The sequence below is a fragment of the Phycisphaeraceae bacterium genome, from assembly GCA_019636735.1.
Taxonomy (GTDB): Bacteria; Planctomycetota; Phycisphaerae; order Phycisphaerales; family SM1A02; genus VGXK01.
On the sequence record JAHBWY010000003.1, the window covers coordinates 105,895 to 128,728 of the forward strand.

Annotated in this window: 24 protein-coding genes; 15 read left to right on the forward strand and 9 right to left on the reverse strand. The window is 65.5% G+C overall.

Annotated elements, in window-relative coordinates; translation table 11 throughout:
* Window positions 1–54 precede the first annotated feature (54 nt).
* Window positions 55–1,074, reverse strand: a complete 1,020-nt coding sequence (locus KF724_04520; GenBank protein ID MBX3354944.1) for a hypothetical protein — start codon at window positions 1,072–1,074, stop codon at window positions 55–57.
* Between the two features lie 141 nt (window positions 1,075–1,215).
* Here KF724_04520 and KF724_04525 point away from each other — a divergent pair, with 141 nt between their 5' ends.
* The 10 genes from KF724_04525 to KF724_04570 all read left to right on the forward strand — a co-directional run bounded on the left by KF724_04525 (window position 1,216) and on the right by KF724_04570 (window position 11,857).
* A complete protein-coding gene (locus tag KF724_04525; protein MBX3354945.1) occupies window positions 1,216–1,995 on the forward strand; it encodes a MotA/TolQ/ExbB proton channel family protein in 780 nt (259 codons plus the stop codon).
* 28 nt (window positions 1,996–2,023) lie between these two features.
* The gene (locus KF724_04530; protein MBX3354946.1) at window positions 2,024–2,917 is read left to right on the forward strand and encodes an OmpA family protein; all 894 of its coding nucleotides are present in this window, start codon (window positions 2,024–2,026) and stop codon (window positions 2,915–2,917) included.
* Between the two features lie 102 nt (window positions 2,918–3,019).
* On the forward strand, window positions 3,020–4,549 hold the full coding sequence (locus KF724_04535; protein ID MBX3354947.1) for a hypothetical protein: 1,530 nt from the start codon (window positions 3,020–3,022) through the stop codon (window positions 4,547–4,549).
* Window positions 4,550–4,586: 37 nt separating this feature from the next.
* Entirely contained in the window at window positions 4,587–6,308 is a 1,722-nt protein-coding gene (locus KF724_04540; GenBank protein MBX3354948.1) for an iron ABC transporter permease, read from the forward strand.
* Window positions 6,309–6,490: 182 nt separating this feature from the next.
* Window positions 6,491–7,780, forward strand: coding sequence for an NADH-quinone oxidoreductase subunit D (locus KF724_04545; GenBank protein ID MBX3354949.1), 1,290 nt, complete (start codon window positions 6,491–6,493; stop codon window positions 7,778–7,780).
* Window positions 7,781–7,852: 72 nt separating this feature from the next.
* Window positions 7,853–8,452 carry an NAD(P)H-dependent oxidoreductase subunit E gene (locus KF724_04550; protein ID MBX3354950.1) on the forward strand — a complete coding sequence of 200 codons (600 nt, stop codon included), beginning with the start codon at window positions 7,853–7,855 and terminating at the stop codon, window positions 8,450–8,452.
* A complete protein-coding gene (locus KF724_04555; protein MBX3354951.1) occupies window positions 8,452–8,685 on the forward strand; it encodes a hypothetical protein in 234 nt (77 codons plus the stop codon). Before KF724_04550 ends, KF724_04555 begins: the two co-directional genes overlap by 1 nt.
* An 18-nt stretch (window positions 8,686–8,703) precedes the next feature.
* Entirely contained in the window at window positions 8,704–10,053 is a 1,350-nt protein-coding gene (nuoF, locus tag KF724_04560) for an NADH-quinone oxidoreductase subunit NuoF (GenBank protein MBX3354952.1), read from the forward strand.
* On the forward strand, window positions 10,050–10,577 hold the full coding sequence (gene ybeY / locus KF724_04565; protein MBX3354953.1) for an rRNA maturation RNase YbeY: 528 nt from the start codon (window positions 10,050–10,052) through the stop codon (window positions 10,575–10,577). The genes nuoF and ybeY overlap by 4 nt, the downstream gene beginning before the upstream one ends.
* Window positions 10,571–11,857 (forward strand): HlyC/CorC family transporter, encoded by a 1,287-nt coding sequence (locus KF724_04570; protein MBX3354954.1) that lies wholly within the window; start codon window positions 10,571–10,573, stop codon window positions 11,855–11,857. Before ybeY ends, KF724_04570 begins: the two co-directional genes overlap by 7 nt.
* A gap of 12 nt (window positions 11,858–11,869) precedes the next feature.
* Here the strand turns inward: KF724_04570 and lptB are convergent, their stop codons facing one another.
* Both lptB and KF724_04580 read right to left on the reverse strand, forming a co-directional pair.
* Window positions 11,870–12,604, reverse strand: a complete 735-nt coding sequence (gene lptB / locus KF724_04575; protein MBX3354955.1) for an LPS export ABC transporter ATP-binding protein — start codon at window positions 12,602–12,604, stop codon at window positions 11,870–11,872.
* A gap of 1 nt (window position 12,605) precedes the next feature.
* Window positions 12,606–13,148, reverse strand: a complete 543-nt coding sequence (locus KF724_04580) for a PEGA domain-containing protein (protein MBX3354956.1) — start codon at window positions 13,146–13,148, stop codon at window positions 12,606–12,608.
* A 416-nt stretch (window positions 13,149–13,564) separates the two neighbouring features.
* Here KF724_04580 and KF724_04585 point away from each other — a divergent pair, with 416 nt between their 5' ends.
* A complete protein-coding gene (locus tag KF724_04585; protein ID MBX3354957.1) occupies window positions 13,565–14,278 on the forward strand; it encodes an acyloxyacyl hydrolase in 714 nt (237 codons plus the stop codon).
* A gap of 18 nt (window positions 14,279–14,296) precedes the next feature.
* Here the strand turns inward: KF724_04585 and galE are convergent, their stop codons facing one another.
* On the reverse strand, window positions 14,297–15,340 hold the full coding sequence (galE, locus tag KF724_04590; GenBank protein ID MBX3354958.1) for a UDP-glucose 4-epimerase GalE: 1,044 nt from the start codon (window positions 15,338–15,340) through the stop codon (window positions 14,297–14,299).
* 281 nt (window positions 15,341–15,621) lie between these two features.
* Between galE and KF724_04595 the strand changes: the two genes are divergently transcribed.
* The gene (locus KF724_04595) at window positions 15,622–15,873 is read left to right on the forward strand and encodes a hypothetical protein (protein ID MBX3354959.1); all 252 of its coding nucleotides are present in this window, start codon (window positions 15,622–15,624) and stop codon (window positions 15,871–15,873) included.
* 4 nt (window positions 15,874–15,877) lie between these two features.
* Window positions 15,878–16,246 carry a hypothetical protein gene (locus KF724_04600; GenBank protein ID MBX3354960.1) on the forward strand — a complete coding sequence of 123 codons (369 nt, stop codon included), beginning with the start codon at window positions 15,878–15,880 and terminating at the stop codon, window positions 16,244–16,246.
* 53 nt (window positions 16,247–16,299) lie between these two features.
* Here KF724_04600 and KF724_04605 read toward each other — a convergent pair whose 3' ends face one another.
* The 5 genes from KF724_04605 to tadA form a co-directional block, all read right to left on the reverse strand.
* Window positions 16,300–16,608 carry a hypothetical protein gene (locus KF724_04605; protein ID MBX3354961.1) on the reverse strand — a complete coding sequence of 103 codons (309 nt, stop codon included), beginning with the start codon at window positions 16,606–16,608 and terminating at the stop codon, window positions 16,300–16,302.
* 249 nt (window positions 16,609–16,857) lie between these two features.
* The gene (locus KF724_04610; GenBank protein MBX3354962.1) at window positions 16,858–17,403 is read right to left on the reverse strand and encodes a response regulator; all 546 of its coding nucleotides are present in this window, start codon (window positions 17,401–17,403) and stop codon (window positions 16,858–16,860) included.
* A gap of 2 nt (window positions 17,404–17,405) precedes the next feature.
* The gene (locus KF724_04615; protein ID MBX3354963.1) at window positions 17,406–18,413 is read right to left on the reverse strand and encodes a lysophospholipid acyltransferase family protein; all 1,008 of its coding nucleotides are present in this window, start codon (window positions 18,411–18,413) and stop codon (window positions 17,406–17,408) included.
* A 61-nt stretch (window positions 18,414–18,474) separates the two neighbouring features.
* Window positions 18,475–19,857: a hypothetical protein gene (locus KF724_04620; GenBank protein ID MBX3354964.1), complete on the reverse strand. Its 1,383-nt coding sequence runs from the start codon at window positions 19,855–19,857 to the stop codon at window positions 18,475–18,477.
* A gap of 64 nt (window positions 19,858–19,921) precedes the next feature.
* Entirely contained in the window at window positions 19,922–21,589 is a 1,668-nt protein-coding gene (gene tadA / locus KF724_04625; GenBank protein MBX3354965.1) for a Flp pilus assembly complex ATPase component TadA, read from the reverse strand.
* Between the two features lie 116 nt (window positions 21,590–21,705).
* Between tadA and rpsT the strand changes: the two genes are divergently transcribed.
* Window positions 21,706–21,987: a 30S ribosomal protein S20 gene (gene rpsT, locus KF724_04630; GenBank protein MBX3354966.1), complete on the forward strand. Its 282-nt coding sequence runs from the start codon at window positions 21,706–21,708 to the stop codon at window positions 21,985–21,987.
* 61 nt (window positions 21,988–22,048) lie between these two features.
* Window positions 22,049–22,819, forward strand: coding sequence for a CPBP family intramembrane metalloprotease (locus KF724_04635; protein ID MBX3354967.1), 771 nt, complete (start codon window positions 22,049–22,051; stop codon window positions 22,817–22,819).
* Window positions 22,820–22,834: the final 15 nt, after the last annotated feature.

Here is a 22,834-nt window from a genome sequence, read left to right on the forward strand (position 1 = left end):
GGAGGATACATGACGCCCTTCGAGGAGCGGCGCATGCATGCTTGCACCAGGAGATCAGCAGGCCGCGTGCGCCGGAACGCGCCCCTCGAGGACGGCCCAGACATCGCGCACCACCCAGCTCATCGCTTCCATGGCGTGAAGCGTCCGACTCGCGAGATGTGGCGCAAGGTGGACATTCGCCATGCCGAGGAAGGGGCAAGTCTCGGTGAAGGGCTCCTGCGCGTGCACATCGAGAATGGCTGAAGCGCCCGGGCTGCGCCGCATGAAGCGGGCGAGGGCCTGCTCATCGATCACCAAGCCTCGGCTCGTGTTGAGGAGCACGACATCGGGTCGCATCGACTCGATGAGACCTGCGTCGACGAAGCCCCGATTGGAGGGCCGGCCGTCGCAATGCAGGGAGATGACATCACTTTCGGCAAAGAGCTCGGTGAGCGATACGGGCATGGCACCGCAGCGGCGCTCCGATGGAATGTCGAGAAGATCGTTGTAGACCACTTCGAAGCCGATGGCACGGGCCACCTCGGCCACGCGCGATCCGATGCGCCCGAGCCCGAGTATGCCGAGGCGCAGTTCGCTCATCTGCCAGAGGCCGACGACATCTTCGCGGAGCTGCCGCCACTCCGCGTCGCCTACGGGAGCTTCGAGGAAGAGCCGGGGCCGGAGCGCATCGCAGAGGAGGCAGGTCACATACTCGACAACCGCCTGAGTGTTCGCGTCGGGGGTTGAGACGACTCGGATGCCGCGCTGGCGACACGCGTCGAGATCGATCGAGTCGAGTCCGACCCCGGCGCGACCGACCACGCGCAGCGAAGGAAGGCGCTCAAGCAGCGCCGTGTCGACGCGCGTCGCCGTGCGCACGATCAGCGCCTCGGCGGAGGCCGCAGCCGCGCCGAATTCGGCGGAGTCCGGCGGCCCGTGACTCACCCGACAGCGCGCCTCAAGCCACTCGGTGGGGGCCTCGCTCAAGGGTTCGGTCACGATGACGATGGGGAGTGATCCCACGGCGGGGAACGATAGCCATGTCCCGCTCGCGATGCGCCCCGCAGCCGCCTCGCGCGCCGAGGGAGCCGCCACGCTCCGCCGACCCGACAGCCGTCACAGCCGGCATGACCCGATGCCCGAGTTGCGGCACGCGCCAGCACCGGTGGCGAGGCCGCCGTTGCAGGCCGATCTCCCCATGGGGCCGCATTGATCGCCCCGAGGAGTCCCTTGCGCATGGACAAGTCAAGCATCATTGGCGCCTTCATCGGTACGGCCGCTCTCTTCTGGGTGCTCTGGCGCGCAAGCGAAGGGCACTGGGTGATGTTCTGGTCGGAGAAGGGCTTCGTGGCCGTTCTCGGCGGCACCATCAGCGTGGTGCTGATGGCCATGCCGATGGACAAGCTCCGTTGCGTTCCCGGCTACATCAGGCGCTTCCTCTTCCATAAGGGAACATCGCCCGACGACACGGTGCGCACCATGAGCCGACTCAGCGAGAAGGCGCGCCGCGAGGGCGTGCTCGCGCTGGAGCCGGAACTGGAGACGATCGAGGATCCCTTCCTCCAGCAGGGCCTTCGCATGGCCGTGGACGGGGCCGACGAGGAGACGATTGAATCCACGCTGCGGCTCGAGATCATGGCGATGCAGGAGCGCCACAAGGCGGGCAAGAAGTTCTTCGACCTCGTGAAGCTCTACGGTCCGGGCTACGGCCTGGTGGCGACGCTGATTGGACAGATCGGCATGTTCGGCAACCTCGGCGGCGATGTCGAAGTACTCGGCCACATGCTCGCGGTCGCCGTCACGGCGACGATGTACGGCTGCATCCTCGCGAATGCGATCGCCGGACCGATCGGCGACAAGCTCTCTCTCCGAAGCAGCGAGGAGATCGTCTCCAAGGAGATGATGCTCCAGGGCATTCTCTCGATCCAGGCGGGCGACAACCCCCGCGCCACGCAGGACAAGATGCTCGCCTTCGTGCCGCAGGCAATCCGCGTGCAGCACCGCAAGGCGGCGTGATCCCGTTGAAGCGATCGCAGGTGACTTCATGAGCGATGCACCCAGGAAGAAGGAGGAGGTCGAGGTGGTGGTGAGCGGCGGCGAACGCCCCGCTCGCAAGAAGCACCACTTCTCCCCGGGCCATCCCGAGTATCACGAGGGTGCGCCTGAGTGGCTCATCAGCTTCGCCGACATGGTGATGCTGATGATGGGCTTCTTCGTCATCCTCTTTGCCCTCAACTTCACGCCGAAGCAGTCGGCCGCGCAGTCGCAGTCGCCGGATGATGGCTCCGAGCAGCAGCCGACCCCGGACATGATCGACTTCGCGATCGCCGTGCGGAAGGCCTTCAACAACGAGGTCGATCTCGCAAGCACCAATCCGAAGGACAAGCCGCTCATCGACCGCATTCTCGCCCGCCAGTCCGGCGCCGGTGAAGCGCGCGACGAGGGCGAAGCGGGGCGAGAGCGCGAAGTGCGCTCCATTCGTCCAGCCCCGCGCTTCGGCACAGGTGCCAGCGTGACCTTTGCGGATCAGAGCGCCGAACTCACCGCCGAAGATGCCCAGATGCTCGCGTCGCTCGCGCGCAATCTCCGCGGTCTTCAGAGTGTCATCGAAGTCCGCGGCCACGCCTCGGCGTCGGAAGCGTTCCGGGAGCCCGAGCGCGCCATGCGCCTGGGCTTTGAGCGTGGCTTCGCTGTCGCCGAGATCCTCGCTCGCGAAGGCGTCCAGTGGCGTCGCCTGCGAGTGACGAGCGAGGGTGATCACGATCGGGTCGCACCGTTCCCGCGCGACCCGGCCGACGATCGCCGCAATGCCCGTGCCGAAATCCTCGTCCTCGACCAGGTGGCAGGCGACCCGATTCCGACTCGGCCGACGACTGCTGGATCACCTGATGCGTCCGGAAACGACTCCCCGGAAAGCGGACCGTTGCCAGGACGGTGATGGATGCTAGCCTTCGGGAGTCCCCTCCCGAGAGCACACTCCATGATCAAGATGGTCAAGACTCGCCTTGCAACCCCAATTCGGGCCAAAGCCATCGTCACCTTGGCCGTGTCCGCGACCTGCATCGGCGGTGCCGCGACCTTCGCCTCTGACATCGGTTTCGGGGACCTCGTTGACCGACTCGGTGCGGATCAGGTTCCGACCGGCGCGGGTGTCAATGTGAGCCAGACCGAGGTGATTGCCGGAGGTGCCTACGGGCCATGGCAGGATGATCCCGAGTTCTCGACGATCACCTTCACCGCCATGAGCGGGTCGCCGGGAGTGAGCGGTCACGCCACGGAGGTCGCCAAGAACTTCTACGGCAACACGGTCAGCATCGCGCCGGGCATACCCGGTGTCTGGCTTTACGAGGTCAACAGCTTCCTGAACTCCTATCTGCGCGTGGGGCAGGGGAACTCTGCCTTGCCGCTGGTTCCGCCCGGCGGGGTTCGCATCTTCAATCACAGTTGGATCGGGAGCGCCGGCAGTGCGACCGACAACGATGTGAATCGCCGCGCCGACTTCGCGATGAATCGGGACGACACGCTCTTCATCGCTGGCCTGAACAACACGCTCGGGACGCCGCCGCCACTGATGAACTCCATGTTCAACGGCCTCTCCGTGGGGCGCGCCGATGGAGTTCACAGCTACGGCAATGTCGCGGCGGGGGATGTGCCCGGTCGCATGAAGCCCGAGATTGTCGCCCCGGGGTCGGCCACGAGTTGGACGGCGCCCATCGTCGGATCGGTGGCGGCGCTTCTCTACGAGACGGCCAACACGCTGCCGCTGTCCGCCAATCCCAATGCGCGCAAGGGCGTGGTGATCAAGAGCGCCATCATGGCGGGTGCGCATCGTCGCGCCGGGTGGACGAACAACCCGGTGCTCTCAGGTCCCAATCGAGGTGTCGCGGCGAAGCCGCTCGACACCATCTATGGCGCCGATGTCGTCAACATCAATCGAGCTCACCTCATCCTGACCGCCGGTGAACAGGAGGGTTCGGCCACGGTTCCCTCGTCGCCCTCGATCGGTGCCCGCGGCTGGGACTATCGCTCCATGCTGCCGAACACCACCGTCTACTACCGCTTCACGCTCACCGAGGCGGTCGAGGATGTCAGCATCCTCGTCACATGGAATCGCGCATTCGGCTCGACCATTTCTGCGGGCATCCCCGGCAACCTCGATCTTCGCCTCTTCAAGGTTCTGCCGGGCGCCACGGACCTGCTTCCGCTCACCGGCGATGCTGGGATCGGCGTCTTCGATGCGGGCAATGTCGCCTCGCTGAGCACGGTGGACAATGTCGAGCTGCTCTTCCTGCGGGATCTGGCCGCAGGGGAGTATGTCATCGAGCTCAAGCGGGTCGATGCCGCCGGTATCGCGGTGCAGACCGCTCTCTCCTGGATCATGCCTGAGACACCTGAGACTCCTCCCCCGGTGCCCGGCGATGTCAACGGCGACGGCATCGTGAACGGAGCGGACATCGCCATCGTGCTCGGAAGCTGGGGCGTCTGCATCGGTTGCGCTGCGGACCTGAACGGTGACGGCGTTGTCGATGGCGCGGATCTCTCGGTCGTGCTCGGCAACTGGTCGAGCTGACGCGCTCTGAACCGTTGGCCCGTATTCTCCGCACGCGATGCCTCGCCGCGTGCGCGAATATGTCCAACTGGCGCTTCTTGCGGCCCTGCTCGGGGTCTTTCTGCTGCTTCCGATCTGGCTTGTCGTGCGCGGCGGGTTCACCGACGCCTCGGGACGCTTCACACTGGCCGCGATCGCCGATGTCTTCGCCGATGACATTCTGCGCCGGGGTCTGCTCAATTCGCTTCTGATCGCCACCCTGACCACGGTGCTCGCGATCCTCATCGCGCTGCCGCTGGGCGTGATCGTCTCACGAGCGGCCTTTCCCGGCCGAGGCTTGCTCTCGGGGCTGCTCCTGCTGCCGCTCATCCTGCCGCCCTTTGTCGGGGCGATCGGCATGCGTCACATCCTGGGGCGGGAGGGTTCGCTCAACGCGCTCCTTGTCTCGATGGGGGTGATCGATGCGAGCGTCGATCTTCTCGGCCGCGGCGGGCTGCTGGCGATCGTCATCCTCCAGGCGCTCGCGCTCTACCCCATCATCTTCCTGAATGTCACTGCGGCGCTCGCGAACATCGATCCGGCGCTTGAAGAAGCGGCGAGCAATCTCGGCGCCGGCGCGTGGACCCGCTTCCGACGGGTCACACTGCCGCTCGTCAGACCGGGGATCTTCGCTGGCGCGACGATTGTCTTCATCTGGAGCTTCACGGAGCTTGGAACTCCGCTGATGTTCGAGTTCTACACCGTGACGCCGGTGCAGGTCTTCAACGGCCTGAAGGAGATGCAGACCTCGCGCCAGCCCTATGCGCTGGTGACGGTCATGCTGGGCGTGGCGATCACGCTGTACCTGATCGGCAAGCTTCTCTTGGGCGGGGGCGCCTATGCGATGCAGTCGAAGGCGAGCGTGCGCCGTGAGGAGCGGCCCTTGTCGGGCTGGCGCGCGATCGCCGCCTTCGGAGCGTGCGGATCGGTCATCGCGGTGGCATCGCTCCCGCACATCGGCGTGATCCTCGCGAGCCTTTCGGCGCCGGGGCAGTGGTATGGCTCGGTGATTCCGCAAGCCTTCACGACGGAACACTTCCAGAATGCTCTCTCCCATCCGCTTGCCTCGGGCAGCATTCGGAACAGCCTCTTCCTCTCCCTCTCGGCGGCGCTGGCAGCCACCATCGTGGGGCTCTTCGTCGCGCGGCTGATCGTGCGAGGCACCATTCGAGGTCGCGCGGCGCTCGACGCCCTCGCGATGCTCCCCCTCGCGGTGCCCGGTCTCGTGATGGCCTTCGGCTTCGTCGCACTCTCCCTGACCTGGCCGTTCCGAGGCGGACCTCTCGAAGGCTTCGGGAACATTCTCGGGGCCGATCCCAATCCCTTCCCGTTCCTGATCATCGCCTACGCGGTGCGTCGCCTTCCCTATGTCGTCCGCAGCGCCGTCGCCGGCCTCCAGCAGACGAGCGTGTCGCTTGAGGAGGCGGCGGCGAGTGTCGGCGCTGGCAAGTTCACCACCCTCCGGCGCGTAGTGGTTCCACTCATTGCGGCGAACCTTGCGGCGGGGGCGATTCTCGCCTTCAGCTTCAGCATGCTTGAAGTGAGCGACTCCCTGATTCTCGCGCAGCGCGAGCGTGACTACCCGATCACCAAGGCGATCTGGTCGCTCTACGACCGCCTCGGTGACGGAGACGGCATCGCGAGCGCGATGGGGGTCTGGGCGATGGCGCTTCTGGCCACCACGCTGCTTGGAACATCGGCGCTGATCGGCAAGAAGATGGGCGCGCTCTTCCGGGCCTGACGCCTGACACCGGATCCGACCGCGTCGCGGGCCAACCCCGATGAAGTTCCCGCTGGCGACCATCTCGGTGCGATCATCCGCACGCGCGACGATCAAGCCGGTTTCGGCGGCGATGCCCCGAACTGGACCTTGGTCTGACGGGGTTCGGATGACTTCAACCCCCGCCCCTATACTTCCGCCCCATGCCGTACACGCTGGCGCCAGATGACGCCTTCGGACTTGATGTCGAGAGCACGGAGTACCTGAAGGACCATGTCCAGGCCCCTGATCGATGGGTCCTGAACTTCGGTCCGCAGCATCCGGCGACTCACACCACCCTCCGGATCGTGATCGAACTCGATGGCGAACGCGTGGTCCGGGCCACGCCCCACATCGGTTACCTCCACTCGGGTTTTGAGAAGCTCGCGGAGCATCACGACTACAACCAATATGTCTGCACGGTCAGCCGGATGGACTACATCTCGCCGATCGTGAACGACATCGCCTGGCATCAGGCGGTTGAGGCGCTCTTCGGCATCGGCATCACGCCTCGGTGCCGGGTCATCCGGACGATCATGGCCGAGCTCGGCCGAATCCAGAATCACCTGCTCTGCGTCGGGGCTGCGGCGCTCGACCTCGGGGCCTTCACGGGCTTCCTCTACGGCTTCAACGAGCGCGAGTTCATCTACGACATCGTCGAGTACATCTCCGGCCAGCGCTTCCACCCGGATTGGACGCGCGTGGGCGGCGCGTGGCGCGACATTCCCGACGATGAGGTCTTCCGACGGATGGTGAAGTCGCTCATCAACGAGCGGCTCCCTCGGGCGATCGGCGACCTTGAGAACCTTCTCAATCGCAACCGCATCTTCATCGATCGCCTGACCGGTGTCGGCGCCATCTCGCGTGAAGAGGCCATCGCGTGGAGCCTGACCGGCCCGATGGCGCGGGCAAGCGGTGTGCGGCGCGATCTCCGTAAGGACGAGCCTTACCTCTGCTTCGCCGACAATTGGGATGACGAAGGCGCTGAGGCGGTCAAGTTCAGCGTGCCGGTCGCGCAGGATGGAGATTGCCTGAGCCGCTACCTCGTGCGGGTCGAGGAGCTCAAGCAGTCGATCTCGATCATCAACCAGCTCATCGATCGCATCCCCGGCGGATCAATCAACGCGGTCGCCGACGGCAAGAGCCTCATTCCACCCAAGGCCGATGTCTACGGCTCGATCGAGGGCGTCATTCAGCTCTTCTCAATCGTGATGCACAACCGCGGCTGGGACACGCCGATCGGCGAGGCGTACACGGCCATTGAGAGCCCCAACGGCGAGCTTGGATTCTTCATCGTCGCCGACGGCGGCAAGTATCCATGGCGCGCGAAGTGCCGGCCGCCCAGCTTCATCAACTATCAGGTCTTCCCGAAGCTGATCGAGGGCCACCAACTGGCCGATGTCGTCGCGGTCCTGGGCAGCATCAATGTGATCGCCGCCGAGCTCGACCGCTGAGCCTCTTTGACCGGCGCCCCCGCGAGAGGCGGCGTCAAGCTCCTCTGACTACCCACACCACCGCCTTACACCATGGCCTGGATCACCAAACCGAGCGCCACCGAGAAGATCGCCCGCCGCGCCGAGCCCTATGTGACCGATGCGCATCGGGCGCGCTGGGAGCGGGACCTCATCCCGAAGTACGCGACCCGTCATGGCGCGCTCATGCCGATCCTTCACGAGATCCAGCATGAGCATCGCCACATTCCCCACCAGGCGATGATCGAGATCGCGGACTTCCTCAAGATCACTCCCGCCGATGTCCTTGACACGGTGAGCTTCTACGAGGAGTACACGACCGAGCCGGTCGGGCGCTGCGTCATCGGGATCTGCCAGTCGCTCGCGTGCGAGGCGTGTGGACATCGGGCGCTCGTCGATCATGTCCGTGAGAAGCTCGACCTCGAGCCGCATGAGACGACTGAGGACGGTCTCTTCACGCTGCTCACCCTGGAGTGCCTCGGAAGCTGCGACACTGCGCCGGTCGCGCTCCTCAACGATGTGCTCTATGAGAGCCTGACGGTCGAGCGGCTCGATCAGCTCATCGAGCGCGTGCGGGTCGGGGGCAGTGCCGCCATCCCACACGGCCGCAAGGTGGGGCCGGGCGTGGCCGGCACCGAGGACATCGAGAAGTGATGGAGACCACGGCCGTGGGCCTCATGCGAAATCTCGGGCGCTTTGTCGGCCACATCGCCGCGGGCCTTCGAGCGTCGCCCGGAGCCACGGAGCGACATGAGGTCCGTCGGACAATCGAGGAGTCGACTCGCGATGACGGGGTCATCCTTCGACGCACCGTGATCGAAGAGATCGAGGTCCGCTCAGGCGACACGGGCGGACCCGCGGCCTCGAATGACCCCAGAGCTCAGTAAGCCAACCACCAACGAACCATGCGCCTCGACGAACCCATCCTGACCAAGCGAATCCCTTGTGTGCCCTTCGCCGACCCCGCCAAGCGTCGCACGCACTGGTACGACGACTATGTGCGCACCGGCGGCTACAAGGCCCTCGAGATGGCGCTCGACATGGAGCCCGCGGCGGTCGTCAATGCCGTGAAGGATGCCGTGGTCCGCGGTCGTGGCGGCGCCGGCTTCCCGGCCGGACTCAAGTGGTCATTCCTCCCCGCGCCCGATGGAGGTCGCCGCTATCTCGCGGTCAACTGCGACGAAGCGGAGCCATGCACCTTCAAGGACCGCCTGCTGGTCGACTTCGATCCACACCAGGTCCTCGAGGGCATCGCGATCTGCTGCTGGGCATGCCAGCTCGACACGGCGTACTTCTTCATTCGCGGCGAGTACCACCACCAGGCCCGCATCATGCAGGCGGCGATCGACGAGGCCTATGCGAAGGGCATCTTCGGCAAGGGCGGACTCCTGCGCGGCAAGCGTCCCTTCGCGGTGGAGTGCATTCTGCATCGGAGCGCCGGCGCGTACATCTGCGGCGAGGAGACGGGGTTGCTCGAGGCGATCGAGGGAAAGCGCGGCTGGCCTCGCATCAAGCCGCCGTTTCCTGCGGTCAAGGGGCTCTTCGGTCGCCCGACGATCGTGAACAATGTCGAGACGCTCGCTGCGGCGGTGCATGTCATCGAGCGAGGAAGCCCATGGTGGAAGAAGATCGGTGTTGAGAGCCGCTTCGGTGGGATGCCGAGCTGGGGGCCGAAACTCATGGGCGTCTCCGGGCATGTCAATCGACCCGGCTGCTTCGAAGCGCCGCTGGGCATCAAGCTCTCGACGCTCATTGAGGAGTACTGCGGTGGCATGCGCGGCGGGCGGCGCTTCAAGGGCGCCATTGCCGGTGGCGTCAGCATGGGCATTCTCGGGACCGACCAGTATGAGGCGGCGATGGACTTCGACATCGGGCGCGCCTGTGATGTGCTCGGCCTCGGCACCGCGTGCCCCACGGTCTTCGATGAAGACACGGACATGGTGATGGTCGCGCGCAACATCGCCCGCTTCTTCAAGAACGAGTCATGCGGACAGTGCACGCCCTGCCGCGAAGGCAGCGGCTGGCTGCTCAAGATGCTCCTCCGCATCGAACAGGGCGAAGGCACCAGTGCCGACCTCGATCTGCTCCTTGAGATCGCGGGCAGCATGGGGCTCACGCCGGGCACGACCATCTGCGGACTTGCCGACGGCAACAACTGGGCGCTGCGCACGATCGTGAACAAGTTCCGAGGCGACTTCGAGAAGCGGGTCAAGCCTCGCTTTGTTCCGGTCTATGTCTCGGCGGGAGCGCGGTGACCGAAGCGGATAGGGTCCTGACCGGTGTCGTGGGAGCCTGCGTGGAGGCGGAGGTCCGTGCATGGCTCGCGGATCGGATCTCGGCGGTGATTCCCCATCTCGTCGCACCCGATGGTTCGCCCGTCCGCGTGGCGCGTGTGAGTGTTCGCATCGTGCCCGACCCGGAAATGATCCGCCTGCATGTCGAGGCGATGGGCGAGGCGACGCCGACTGATGTGCTCTCATGGGTGACCGAGGGTGAGCGTGGCGGCGTCGAAGTCGATCTCGCGCTCGGCGCCGATGAAGCCGTAAGGCAGGCGCTGATTCGATCGCATGCGCCCAGAGAAGAGCTGCTCCTCTACGCCGTGCATGGGCTCCTGCATGCCGCGGGCTTTGATGATCGAGCGCAGGAGGACTTCATTCGCATGCACGCGGAAGAAGCGCGACTTCTTGGCGTTGTGGGCGGTGCCGCGCGGGTGGAAAGCGCCGAGTCGCCGGCGTCGGGTCCGCAGGGCCCGGCTGGCGGGGGAGAGCGGCGATGGTGACGCTCCTCCTGACCGCCGTCGTGGTGCTGGCGCTCACGACGCTCTTCTCCGCGCTCAACCTTGCGCTCGTTCAGGCGAGTGAGTCGGCGCTCCTGCGGCGGCTGGAGGCGCAGGGGCGACTTCGACAGGGGCAGTGGATCGTGGAGCGCTGGAGTGCCGTCGATGACGCGGTCAGCTTCCTCCGAACATGGGGGCGCATCGGCTTCTTCGCGCTGGTCCTCTGGGCGATGGCGCATCGCGGTGATGGCACGATCGAAGCCGATCCTCAGCGGGTCATCGAAGCGCTGCTCGTCTCGGCGATCCTGATCTGGCTCTTCACCAGTGTGGTTGCGGGCGCCGTCGCGCGCTATGCCGCGATCGAACTCCTGGCCACCACCATGCCCTTCCTGCACATCATCGAGGTCCTGCTGCGACCGGTGACGGCGATCAGCCGCGCGATCGATGAGGCGGTGAAGCGACTCACCGGGGCCAATCTGCGCGAGGGTGAAGCGGAAGAGGATCTCCTCCGCAGCATCGAGGACACGCAGCGCTCCGGTGGCATTGATCCAGTGGCCGCACGGATGATGGAGAGTGTCGTCCAGTTCACCGACACCGTCGTCGGCGAGGTCATGACTCCCCGGACCGCCATCGAGGGGCTCGCCTACACCGACGACATGGGGGAGATCCGCAACTTCATTCATCGCGAGGGTCACTCGCGCATTCCCGTCTACGAGGGAAGCCTCGATCGGATCGTCGGCATTCTCTATGTCAAAGATCTCGTTTCGCTGCTCGGCACCGATGCCGAGGGGTTCACCCTTCGCCCGCTCCTGCGACAGCCGATTCTCGTGCCCGAGACGAAGCCGGTCCGCGATCTTCTCCTTCAGTTCCAGCGCAGCAAGGTGCATCTTGCGATCGTGATCGATGAGTTCGGCGGGACGGCCGGGCTGGTGACCATCGAGGATGTGCTCGAGGAGATCGTCGGCGAGATCACCGATGAACATGAAGGGCCCTCCGATGAGGCGCCGATGCTGAGAACACTCGGCGATCATGAATGCGAGGCCGAGGGGCGGGTGCCCATGGTGGATGTGGCGTCGCACTTCGGGCTGGAGATGGTCGACGAAGCGCCCTACACCACCGTCGCGGGCTTCGCGCTGCACCACTTCGGACGCGTGCCCGAAGCGGGGGAGATCTTCGAGCGCAACGGTCTGCGCGTCACCATCGTTGAAGCCACTCCCACCGCGATCCTGAAGTTGCGCATCGAGCGATCGACTCCACCGAGTGCCGGCCGCAACGGCGCCTGACGGTCGAGCGCCTCAGTCGAACTCGTCGCCGCGGAATGTGCTCGCGAGGTAGGCGTCGCGCACGAGTGGATCGTTGATGATCGACTTCGGGTCACCATCCCGCAGGTTGCGTCCCTCATGGATGATGTACGCCCGGGTGCAGATGCGCAGCGTCTGCTGCACATTGTGGTCCGTGACGAGCATGGCGATGCCGAGGCTCGCGAGCTTGCGGACCTCCGATTGCAACTCCTCGACGGTGTGAGGATCGACGGCGGCGAAGGGTTCATCAAGCAGCATGAGGCGAGGCTCGGTGATCAGCGCGCGGGCGATCTCCAGCCGTCGGCGCTCACCTCCCGAGCAGGTGCGCGCCTGCTCGCGACGCTTGTGTTCAAGGCCGAACTGGTGGAGGAGCACATCGCAGCGCCGCTGCTGATCCGAGCGCGACATGCGGCGCGTCTGGAGAATCGCGAGGAGATTCTCCTCGACGGTCAGCCGCTGGAAGACACTCGGCTCCTGCGAGAGGTAGCCCATGCCCGCTTGTGCGTGCAGGTACATGGGCAGATTCGTGACATCGCGTCCGGCGAATCGCACCTTTCCACCCTCGGGCGTGATCATGCCGATCGCCATGCGGAAGCTCGTGGTCTTGCCGGCGCCATTGCGACCGAGCAGGCCGACGATCTCGCCGGCCTCGACGGTGAACGAGACTCGGTCGACGACACGGCGACCGTTGTAGCTCTTCACGAGCTCATGGGCTTCAAGAAGCGGCATCTCACGGCGCCGAAGGCGCACCTCCGGCGGGAGCCGTATCAGGAGCTGGAGGCAGCACCGAGGGAGGCGTGGGCACCACGCCGCGCTCGCCATCTTCGCGAGCGGCGGCTTCGACACTCGGCGCGGTCATGATCGCGGTCCTGTCAACCGGCAGGTCGCGCTCGATCACCGCGAGATCGCTCCGAAGGGCGCGGGCGCGCTCGACGAGAGACTCAGGATCCGTGCGGTCGGGAACCAACTCGAAGTGCCACGCGGTCCGGCTCACCGAGGTCCAGGGCGCAAGTTCGCTCACCAAGTCGAGGCCGACCCAATCCCACACGGGCGCTTCCGCACGGCCCATGCCGACCACGCTCTCGTAGCCCTCGAGGGCCAGGCGGACCTCGTAGACGCCGTAATGGTCGAATTCGATCTGGCAGGGGGTCCGGCCCACCTCACGGTCATTCACCCGGACGAGGGCTCCGCTGGGGGTGCTGGTGATGTCAATCTGCCGCCTGACGCAACCAGGAAGGATCAGGAGAGCGCCAAGCAGGATGGGCCACCGCATGGGGAGAGTGTAACGACGGGAGAAACGGTGGGTTGGAGTGCCTAAGTCTCGGTCCAGAAGGATCTTGAAAAATAACTTCTCCGCTTCGCGGGCAACCGTTGACCGGCCCGATCCGAGGGCGATACGCTCCGCCGTCCCTTTGCCTTCTTGCGGTCTTCCAAGGCCGCGAAATCCCGCCGCTCGAGCGTGTCGGAGCGTTCGAGCGGCGGCCCTTTTTTTGCCTTGTCAGACGATCGAGTCATGGGGAGGCCGGTGCATCCGTTGGATGTCGCCTGAGCATTGCAATGGCGACCACCATCTCGCGATCGAGTTTGCTTCGTCATGGATGGCACCCGCAAGGTCGCCTTCCTCAGCGGAGTTCTCTCCATCGCCTCCGAATTGACAGCAGCACGCTCCCGGAGTGATCTTCACTCATCATGCGAAGCTCACTCTCGGCTCGGCGGCGAAGCGACCTTGGTCAGCGGTGGAGCGTGCGCGCCATCGCCGCACTCACGACAACCATCGGGTGCGTCTCACCCGGTCTGGCGGCGACAGAGTCGCTTGATGCGACGATCTCGATGCCGATGACGCGCTTCACCGCGAGTGCGCTCTCCCTTGCACCAGGCGTGGCCGCCTCCGACCAGGCGGCTCCCCCCGATCTCTCGAGCGCGCCAGGCCGCAAGCGCTTCGGTGAAGAGGGCATGGTCACCTTCAACATCTTCGGTGACTACGCCAACGATTTCTCGTCGGCGTGGCTGGCGGGCGGACAATTCGGCATCAGTTGGTTCTTCGCCGACAACCTCAGCCTCGATGTTCAGCTTGAGCAGTGGGGCATCAGCCAGGATGGCCCCAACGCCTACGCGATCGGACCGGCGCTGCTGCTGCGCTGGCACTTCCTCGCCTACGAGACATGGTCGCTCTACGCGGATGCGGGGTGTGGATTCTTCTACGCGACGAATCCGGTGCCGACCGATGGCTCACGCTTCAACTTCACGCCGCGCGTCGGCGTGGGCGCCTCGTTTGCCATCACCGACACAGCGCGCGTGCTCACCGGCGTGCGCTGGCTGCACATCTCGAATGCGAACACGAGCACGCCGAATCCAGGCCGTGACAGCCTGGAGGTCTACGCCGGGCTCTCCTTCGGTTTCTGAACGCCGGGCTCCGCTCGATCATTCGGCGTAGCCGTGGGGATGAGCGCGCCGCCAATGCCACGCGGTGGCGACGGTCTCGTCGAGCGAGGTGAAGCGCGGTGACCACTTGAGCAGGCGATGCGCCTCGCCAGGGTCAGAGAAGAGCTCCGCAGGATCGCCCTCGCGTCGCGGTGCGTCGCGATGCGGAATTGCCGCTCCGGTTACTCGCCGACAGGAGTCGATCACTTCGCGCACCGAGAAACCGCGCCCGATGCCGATGTTCGCGATGAGCGCGGTACCCGGTGCCACGCGCTCCAATGCACTGCGATGGGCGTCAACCAGATCGGTGACATGCACATAGTCGCGCACGCAGGTGCCGTCCGGTGTCGGATAGTCGGCACCGAAGACCTCCACGCGCTCGCGCTGCCCGAGCGCGACCTCGAGGCAGATGGGTACGAGATGCGTCTCAGGCCGATGATCCTCGCCAAGGCGCCCCTGTGGATCAGATCCGGCGACATTGAAGTATCGAAGGAGCGCCACTCCCAGTTCGGGCCACTCACGCGAACCGCAGGAGTCAAGAAGCGCCTGTTCCACGGCAAGCTTGCTTCGGCCGTAGGGATTGATCGGCGTCTGCGGGCAGCGCTCGGTGATCGGAAGGTGCGCTGGCGCGGGAGTGCCATAGGTGGCGCAGGTGCTCGAGAAGACGATGCGATGAGCACCGCAGCGTCGCATCGCATCGAGCAGCGAGAGGGAGCCCATCGTGTTGTTGGTCCAGTAGCGGCACGGCTCGTGCACGCTCTCACCGACATACGCGAGCGCCGCAAAGTGGATGACGACCTCAGGCCTGAAGTCGCGCATTACGGAGAGGAGCTGCGCATGATCGAGCAGGTCGGCCTTCACGAAGTCGAAGTTCGGACCGCCGATCTTCTTCAGGATCTGCACGGCACCGAGATGTCCGCGGGAGAGGTTGTCGAGGCCGAGGACACGATCGCCCGATTCGAGCAGGGTGAGCGCCGCGTGGCTGCCGATGTATCCCGCCGCTCCGGTCACGAGCACCCGGCGGCCGTCGCGTGGTGAGGCCATGGCTTGAAGGTATCGGCGGAACGAAGATCCGGCGGCCAGACCTCAAACGGGGTCATTATTGGCATCAGGGGACGAAATCTGGGGTTCAGGGCGGGGGACTTGCCGAGTCACCTTCAAGCGGAGACAATCCCATCCACATGGAACGCTCATCACGGAGCCGCAGTCGGCCTTCAATGGCCGCCGGCCCTGAAACCGAACGCCTCAAGGACGGGCGCGGCTCGGAAGACTCCGAACCTGCCCAGGTTCGCCTCCGGTTGGCAGGAACCCAGCCCTTCTCCGGCATGCCCGCCGATGACCAGGCGCTGGCTGCCCTCCGGGATGCCTGTCGACTTCTTGAGGACCTTCGCCAGGAGCGGGAGCGGCTCGAAGAGCGCCTTCGCTCGGCGGGCCGCAGGGACCCCATTCGAATCGTGACGGGCCAGACCGCCCTCGATCGAGCCTGCGAGGAGACCGAGGAGCTGATCCGCACCATGGACGAGTTGCTCTCCGAGACGGCCGAACGGCTCCTCGCCTCGCACCCGGGCGGCGAGTAGTCGAGTGCAGGGTGTTCGCTTCGACTTCACCGCCTCGGGGCAGGGTGCCGAACAGAGCGCCGAGATCGCTCGCGCGCTGGAAGATGCCTTCAGCTATCGAGGTGATGTGACCATCGAGCTCGACGACGGCTCGTCCATCGACGGCTATGTCTTCGATCGACGGACGGGGCCGACGCTCGAGGCCTCGGTGGTGCGCATTCTTCCTCGCGATTCGAATGATCGGCGCGAGGTGCCCTACGCACGGATTCGTTCGCTGGTCTTCTCTGGGCGCGATCCCGCCGCGGGCAAGACCTGGGAGAACTGGGTGCGCCGTTACGCGGAGAAGAAGCTGCGCGGCGAGAGCGCCGGCATCGAGTGTGAACCGCTCGAGTAGGAAGTCCTGGCGCGGTGGCACTGGCGCCCGCACCGCGGCGCTCGGCGGCCTTGCTATGGATTGAGTTCGCGACCCGTGTTCGGGTCGAGGATCTTCCAGCCGAACTCGCGCGCGAGGCGAATCACCACCACCCACGCGATGTCCTCGTCGGAGATGGAGAGGAGCATCTGCGACACGGGATCCTGTCCGGGAGGCAACTCGATCTCAATGCCCGGGCCGTAGAGAATGTCGCCGTCAGCCGTCTCCGGCGCCGTGTTGCAGTGTTCGAGGCCAGCCACGATGTCGCGCCGCTCACCGATGGGTGGCAGGGAGCCATCGCTGCTGCTGTTGCGTGAGAGAATCACAAACTGACGACGCGACATGGAAACGAGGACGATAGCGGAAAGAGGGGCGCTCCTGCGTCCTGTTGGACGGGTCTGGCATCCCTTCGGTGACTTCGCGACTGTCTCAGAAGCCGCGCACGGTCTTCGACCGGATTGGGAATCGCAGGAGCGTGCTGAGATTCGATCGGCGGCTTCCTTGAAGCCCCGCCTCGCTCGCTCTCCGGATGACGCCCGAGCTCGCCTCGACCCTTCCGGCTCGGTCTCGGCGACCGGGGCTGGAACGGTCTATTACTCCGTCTCGCCCGATTCGCCGGTCGGCCCGCTCTTTCGGGCAGGCTTCCTGCGGCTTCGGGGGGCCTTGCCCTCGGCGGACTCGGTCGCCCGGGGGCTGGTCGCCTTCGCATCGGCCTCCGGGGAAGGGGCTCTCTCGACGGCGGCAGCCTCGTCGTCGGGGACCTCTTCGAAGCAAAGCTCGACGGCTCGCTCGATGAGCTTGCCCAGTGGCACCGGCTTGTAGAAGTAGGCATCCGCCCCGAGAGTCTGGGCATAGGTCTGGTGGCGTCGCCCCTGATTGGCGGTCACCATGATCACCGGCGGCGGGTCGGCGAAGGCGCGAATCTTCTCCAGCACGACGAAGCCGCTCGCGGCCGGGAGCATCACATCGAGGACCACAAGATCCGGCAGTCGATGAGCCGCCGCGCGGATCGCCGAAGCGCCGTCCGCCGCGGTCTCGGTGGTCGCGCCTTCAGTGCGCAGCGCGAGATCGATCCCCGCGAGAATGTCGGGGTCGTCATCGACGACGAGCACATGAATGCCAGCAAGTCGGCCGGGCATGGCTACAGGGTAGGCGAGAGGAGACGATCCAACTCCGCTGCATCAAGCCAGGGCAGGGAGCGGATCTTCTCCCGGTAAGCGTCGGGCATGGGTCGGCCGGAGCGCTCCCATCGAGGCCGGCTCTTCCAGCGGCGGTGGATCCAGAGGTACTGCTCTGGAGCCATGCGGACCGAAGTCTCGATCCCCCGTGTGTATCGAGCGGTGATATAGAACAGGGGATCGGGGTGCGACTCCCACTCCTCCGGACCAAAGAGATCGACGGTCTCCAGACGGTAGTGGAACCCCTCGCCTTCGCGCAGAGCGGCACCGACCACGATTGGAACTCGATGTCGCATCGCCAGCAGGCCGATCGACTTGTAGGCCGACGCGAGGCGACCGAAGAAGGGCACGAAGATGCCGTCATCGCCTGCGTTCTGATCGGCGATGAAGCCGATCCGCCCGCCCTGTTCGACGAGCTTCTGAACTTCATCGGTGGCACCCCACTTGGTGAGCACCTTCAACCCGCGGGATTCGCGCATCTCAAGCAGCCATCGGTTGATGTACGGATTGTCGAGAGGCCGGGCGATGGCGGTCATCGGGAAGCCGAGGAGCGCCAGAACGAAGCCGAGCAATTCCCAGTTGCCGCAGTGACCGGTGACCAGCAGGGCCGGTCGCTTGGAGAGGAGCAGATCCATCGCCCTTTCAATCGACCCGAAACGGACATGGCGAGGCCACGAGCGCACATTGAGCACCTGCGGCATCACCACGCTCTCGACCATGAAGAGCCGGAACATGTTCTCAATGCTCGCCTCGGCCAACCGCTCACGAAACTCGACTGGTGCGTCGGGAAAGGCGAGCTCCAGGTGCTCATTGGCGCGGCGGCCCCGCTTCGGATTCAGGCGATGAAACGCCCGGCCGACGGTCGACGCGGTTCGCAGGTTCTGTTCGGGGCTGAAGGCGTGCATCAGACCCGCGAAGGCGCGCAGGCCCGCGTACTCGGCGGCGTGTCGCAGGGTCAATCCGGCGCTCACGCCGATGCGCTCCGCTCGGAGAAGCGGCGGGCTTCCCCGAGGAGAAGCCGCAACCGTCCGGTCACCGAATGCCCTGGCCGGTCAGCACCTGGAAGCGATTCCAGTTGAGAACGGGAATCTGCGCCTCGACCGCGTCGTTGAAGAGCTTGTCGTAGATCTCGCGCGCTGCACGGGCGTCGATGTACGCGCGCATCTGGGCGTCGGTGACATCAATCGGCAGCGGTGTCGGCATGGGCGGCTGCTGACCGAGAATGAGGAAGTCGAGATCGCCGGTCAGGGAGTCGCCGTCGATGACCTCTCCGCCCCACTCGCGAATGCGGCTGCGGACGAAATCCGCTTCCTCGGAGGTGACTCGACCATCGCCGTCGACATCGAACTTGCCGAAGACGAGGAACTTGTACTTCATGCCCGGCTGGAAGACGGCGTTCACCAGCACATCGCCCTTGACGACCGGCCGAGCGGTGGAGCCGCGTGTCACGCGAGCGGTCGCCGTGTTGTCGGCCACGCGAATCACCTGGATGCTCGCCTTGCCGCGGGTCGTCTGGCCGGTGCGGTCGTCGAACTGGATCGCCTCGGGGGTCTCGTACACCTCGAAGGTCATCCCCGGCTGCACGCGATCATTGCGACCAATGTCAAGGAAGACCACGCCCTCGGCGCTATTGACCTCGATCACACGGCCGTCGACGAGCGTCGAGGGATCGGGGGCCCGCACGGTGAAGGCCGCCAACTTGCGGCCGAGTTCGTTGTTTCGGGTCTTCAGCAGATCACGCTCGGCGTTGAGCGCATCAATCTGCTGCTGGAGATCGCCCAAGCGACCTCGATAGGTCTGCTCGATGCGATCCTTGCTCTCCTGAATGCCGGTGACGGCATCGGCGACATCCTTGCGATAGCCCTCGGCAGCGTCCCGGTATCCGCTGATGGATGCCTGGACTCGGCGAAGTTCTTCTTCCTTGGCGGCGATCTGGCGATCGGTCTCGGCGCGCATCGCCTCCATCTGCTTCAGCAGGTCCTGATTGCGCTGGTCGGTGGCGGCCTGCGCGGCCTTCACTTGCGCGAGCTCCGCCCGCAGTCGCTCCCACTCAGTCCGAAGGCTGGTCCTTGCGGCGTCCTCATCTCGGATGCCGAAGGGGCGGGCGAGATCGGTCAACGCGCGATTTCGATCACCCGTCACGAAGCCCGCAGCGTCCTGCGCCTCTTCGAGCATGTAGGCCACCAGAGGAAGGTTGCGCTTCGACGCTTCAGCCTGGAGTCGCTTGACCTCGTCGCGCTGAAGATCGGCGCTGCGTGCAACCCGGGCGAGTTCACGCCGTGCTGCATCGGCATTCTCCTCGGCGAGCGCCTGATTGCGCCACATGATCACGGAGAAGACGAGAAGCGCCACCGTCGCGATGACGAAGATGACGAGGGAAACGAGCGTGCCGGTGCCGCCAGCGCGAGTGGCCATAAGAAAAGACTCCGTCGAGAACGCGGGGAGAGAGGCGAAAGTGTCCGGGAAGAGGGGCGCGCCGTCAAGCCGAGGTGCTCTGCACGGCCTCTTCGAGCGTGGTCACCCCCTCCATCGCCTTGTCGATGGCCGCCACTCGGAGGAGGTTGAGATCACCGTCGGCCAGGGCCCGTTGGGCGATTCGATTGGCATTGGCTCGCTGCATGACGAGCTCGCGGAGCGGCTCGGTGATGCGCAGCAGTTCGTAGATTCCCACGCGGCCGCGGTAGCCCGTCTGCCGACACTCCCGGCAGCCGCGACCGCGCCAGAGGGAGCCCCCGGCGGGCAGTGAGAATCCGGGCGGCAGTTCCCCGGCGGCCGGCGCATGGGGCTCGCGGCAGCTTGCGCAGATGCGACGAACCAGCCGCTGGGCCATGACGCCTTCAACGGTGCTTGCGACGAGGAAGGGTTCGACTCCCATGTCGAGCAGACGCGTCGTCGCGCCGCAGGAGTCATTCGTGTGGAGCGTGGAGAAGACCAGGTGGCCGGTCAGCGATGCCTGCACCGCGGCTTCGGCCGTCTCGCGATCTCGGATTTCGCCGATCATGATGATGTCGGGGTCGTGTCGCAGGATGGCGCGGAGACCGGCGGCAAAATCGAGGCCGACCAGATGATTCACCTGGATCTGGTTGACCCCGGGCACCTGATACTCGACGGGATCTTCCACGGTGATCGCCTTGATGGCATCGCTGACGATGCGCCTGAGCGACGCGTAGAGCGTGGTGCTCTTGCCGCTGCCCGTCGGCCCGGTGACGAGGAGAATGCCGTGCGGTCGAGCGATCAGGTCATCCCATCGTTGCAGGAGCGAAGCCGGCATCCCCAGCTCATCGAGCCCCAGCAGCACGGCGCTCTTGGAAAGGATGCGCAGCACCACGCCTTCGCCGTGGAGCATGGGAATCACGCTCACGCGGAGATCGAACTCCGCCCCCTTGTGACGCAGGGTGATGCGGCCATCCTGCGGCTTCCGCTTCTCGGCGATGTTGAGATTCGCCATGATCTTCAGGCGACTGATGATCGCGTTCCTGAAGCGGGCCACGGTCGGCGGAACACCAGCTTCCGAGAGAACGCCGTCAATGCGATAGCGGATCGCGAGGTGGTGTTCGTAGGGCTCGATGTGAACATCGGTGGCCCGCTCCTTGATCGCCTCGACCAGCAGGTCGTTGACGAGCCTGATGACACTCGCCTCCTGCGCTTGCTCGGCGTCATCGCCAAGCGCGGGCTGGGCGTCGAGTTCGGCTGGCGCATCTCCGGCAAGGGCATCGAGCGTGTCCCCGGCGACGCCGTAGCGGGCGCGGATGAACTTCTGAAGGTCCCGCTCATCGGCGAGCGCGAGCTCGATCGAGAAGCCCGTCAGCATGCGGAGTTCATCGAGCGCCGCGAGTTCGCTCGGGTCGCTGGTCGCCACTCGGAGGGTCCTCCCGGTTCGGGCGATGGGCACGCACTTCAGCTTGAAGACGACCTTGGCGGGGAGGAGCCGAACCGTCTCATCGGCGACATCGAGGGAACTGAGGTCGACGATCGGCAGGTGAAACTGGGCGGCCAGAGCCTTCAGGACATCGTCGCTGGTCACGAGCCCCAGCCTGAGCAGGGCGTGATCGAGCCGCTCGCCCGTCCTTCGCTGCTCGGCGATCGCCTCGGCCAGTTGAGCCGGGGTCAGGAGACCGCGATCGAGAAGGAAGGTGTCTATGCCCATCGTTCAGAGCGATGCTATCGGCGCCAGGAGGGGCCGGGCATCAGGATGCCTGCCAAGCCCTTGCAGGGCCGGCGCCTTCCTGCCACAATACCCCGTTCTACCAGCGAGGACCCTGCGTGCCCAACACCGAATCGGCCAAGAAGCGAGTCCGGCAGTCCGCGAAGCGGAATGCCCTGAACAACTGGCGTAAGCGCCAGGTCAAGGAGCAGATCAAGGCGTTCCTGAAGGCGGTCCACGACCGCAATGTGGACGACGCCGAGAGCGCGTTCCGCAAGACCGTCGCCATCCTGGACAGGGTTGGCACGACCAGCACGCTTCATCGCAACACCGCGAGCCGGCGCAAGAGCCGGCTTGCGAAGCGCCTCAACACCCTCAAGCAGGGTGGCTCGCGCGCCTGAGCCGGGCCGCCGACCTCGGGGGCGCTCCGCGACTCCCGAGCCGTCACCTCGTCGCGCGCCCATGGCGCGTCCGATCGTCGCGACGACAGCCACGGCCTACTTCGATCGCTCGAAGCAGCCGCTTGAGATCCTCGCGTTCCTCGCACCGCTCATCGTCATCTTCGAGATCGGCCTGGTGGGTGTGCTGCGCCATGGCGATGGCTCGGTCCTGACCAATCGCGCTCACTTGACGCTGCTGCGCCTCTTCGAATGGAGTGGTGTCCGGGCGGAAGCGCTGCTGCTGCCAGCCCTCTCTCTGCCCGCGGCGGCGCTGATCGTCGTACTGCTTACTTGGCACGCGCTCTCGCGCCGATCATGGTCGGTGCATCTGCCGACCGTCGGCGGCATGGCGATCGAGTCGCTGCTCACCGCGCTGCCGCTGGTCACGATCGGGTGGATCGTCGCGTCACTGCCTCTTGCGGCTGCCCCTGACCCTCGAACATTGGGAGTGCCGGCGCAGATCGCCGTGGCTCTCGGCGCAGGTCTCTACGAGGAACTGCTCTTCAGGCTGGCGCTTCTCTCGCTTCTTCACTCGGTGTTCAGGCGCATTCCCAAGTGCACCCCGGCCGTGGCCACGGTCCTTGCGGTCACGATCTCGGCGCTCTGCTTCACCTTCTATCACCCGGTGATCGAAGATGGCCGGCTCGCGCTGCGCACCGCCATCATCCTCTTCCTTGCCGGACTCTGGTGGGGCACGCTCTTTGTGATCCGGGGCTTCGGCATCGCCGTCGGATCGCATGCGGCCTATGACGCGATCGTGCTGCTCCTGCCCGGCTGGCTCGGGACGAACTGATCCGATCGGGTGGCG

Bases quoted from the DNA above. Each gene is read 5' to 3' on its own strand.
- galE (MBX3354958.1), bottom strand. From the start codon at position 15,340: ATGGCCTCACCACGCGACGGCCGCCGGGTGCTCGTGACCGGAGCGGCG.
- nuoF (MBX3354952.1), top strand. From the start codon at position 8,704: ATGCGCCTCGACGAACCCATCCTGACCAAGCGAATCCCTTGTGTGCCC.
- KF724_04595 (MBX3354959.1), top strand. From the start codon at position 15,622: ATGCCCGCCGATGACCAGGCGCTGGCTGCCCTCCGGGATGCCTGTCGA.
- KF724_04555 (MBX3354951.1), top strand. From the start codon at position 8,452: ATGGAGACCACGGCCGTGGGCCTCATGCGAAATCTCGGGCGCTTTGTC.
- KF724_04585 (MBX3354957.1), top strand. From the start codon at position 13,565: ATGCGAAGCTCACTCTCGGCTCGGCGGCGAAGCGACCTTGGTCAGCGG.
- KF724_04540 (MBX3354948.1), top strand. From the start codon at position 4,587: ATGCCTCGCCGCGTGCGCGAATATGTCCAACTGGCGCTTCTTGCGGCC.
- KF724_04545 (MBX3354949.1), top strand. From the start codon at position 6,491: ATGCCGTACACGCTGGCGCCAGATGACGCCTTCGGACTTGATGTCGAG.
- tadA (MBX3354965.1), bottom strand. From the start codon at position 21,589: ATGGGCATAGACACCTTCCTTCTCGATCGCGGTCTCCTGACCCCGGCT.
- KF724_04525 (MBX3354945.1), top strand. From the start codon at position 1,216: ATGGACAAGTCAAGCATCATTGGCGCCTTCATCGGTACGGCCGCTCTC.
- KF724_04550 (MBX3354950.1), top strand. From the start codon at position 7,853: ATGGCCTGGATCACCAAACCGAGCGCCACCGAGAAGATCGCCCGCCGC.
- KF724_04570 (MBX3354954.1), top strand. From the start codon at position 10,571: ATGGTGACGCTCCTCCTGACCGCCGTCGTGGTGCTGGCGCTCACGACG.
- KF724_04620 (MBX3354964.1), bottom strand. From the start codon at position 19,857: ATGGCCACTCGCGCTGGCGGCACCGGCACGCTCGTTTCCCTCGTCATC.
- KF724_04605 (MBX3354961.1), bottom strand. From the start codon at position 16,608: ATGTCGCGTCGTCAGTTTGTGATTCTCTCACGCAACAGCAGCAGCGAT.
- lptB (MBX3354955.1), bottom strand. From the start codon at position 12,604: ATGCCGCTTCTTGAAGCCCATGAGCTCGTGAAGAGCTACAACGGTCGC.
- KF724_04530 (MBX3354946.1), top strand. From the start codon at position 2,024: ATGAGCGATGCACCCAGGAAGAAGGAGGAGGTCGAGGTGGTGGTGAGC.
- KF724_04635 (MBX3354967.1), top strand. From the start codon at position 22,049: ATGGCGCGTCCGATCGTCGCGACGACAGCCACGGCCTACTTCGATCGC.
- KF724_04610 (MBX3354962.1), bottom strand. From the start codon at position 17,403: ATGCCCGGCCGACTTGCTGGCATTCATGTGCTCGTCGTCGATGACGAC.
- KF724_04580 (MBX3354956.1), bottom strand. From the start codon at position 13,148: ATGCGGTGGCCCATCCTGCTTGGCGCTCTCCTGATCCTTCCTGGTTGC.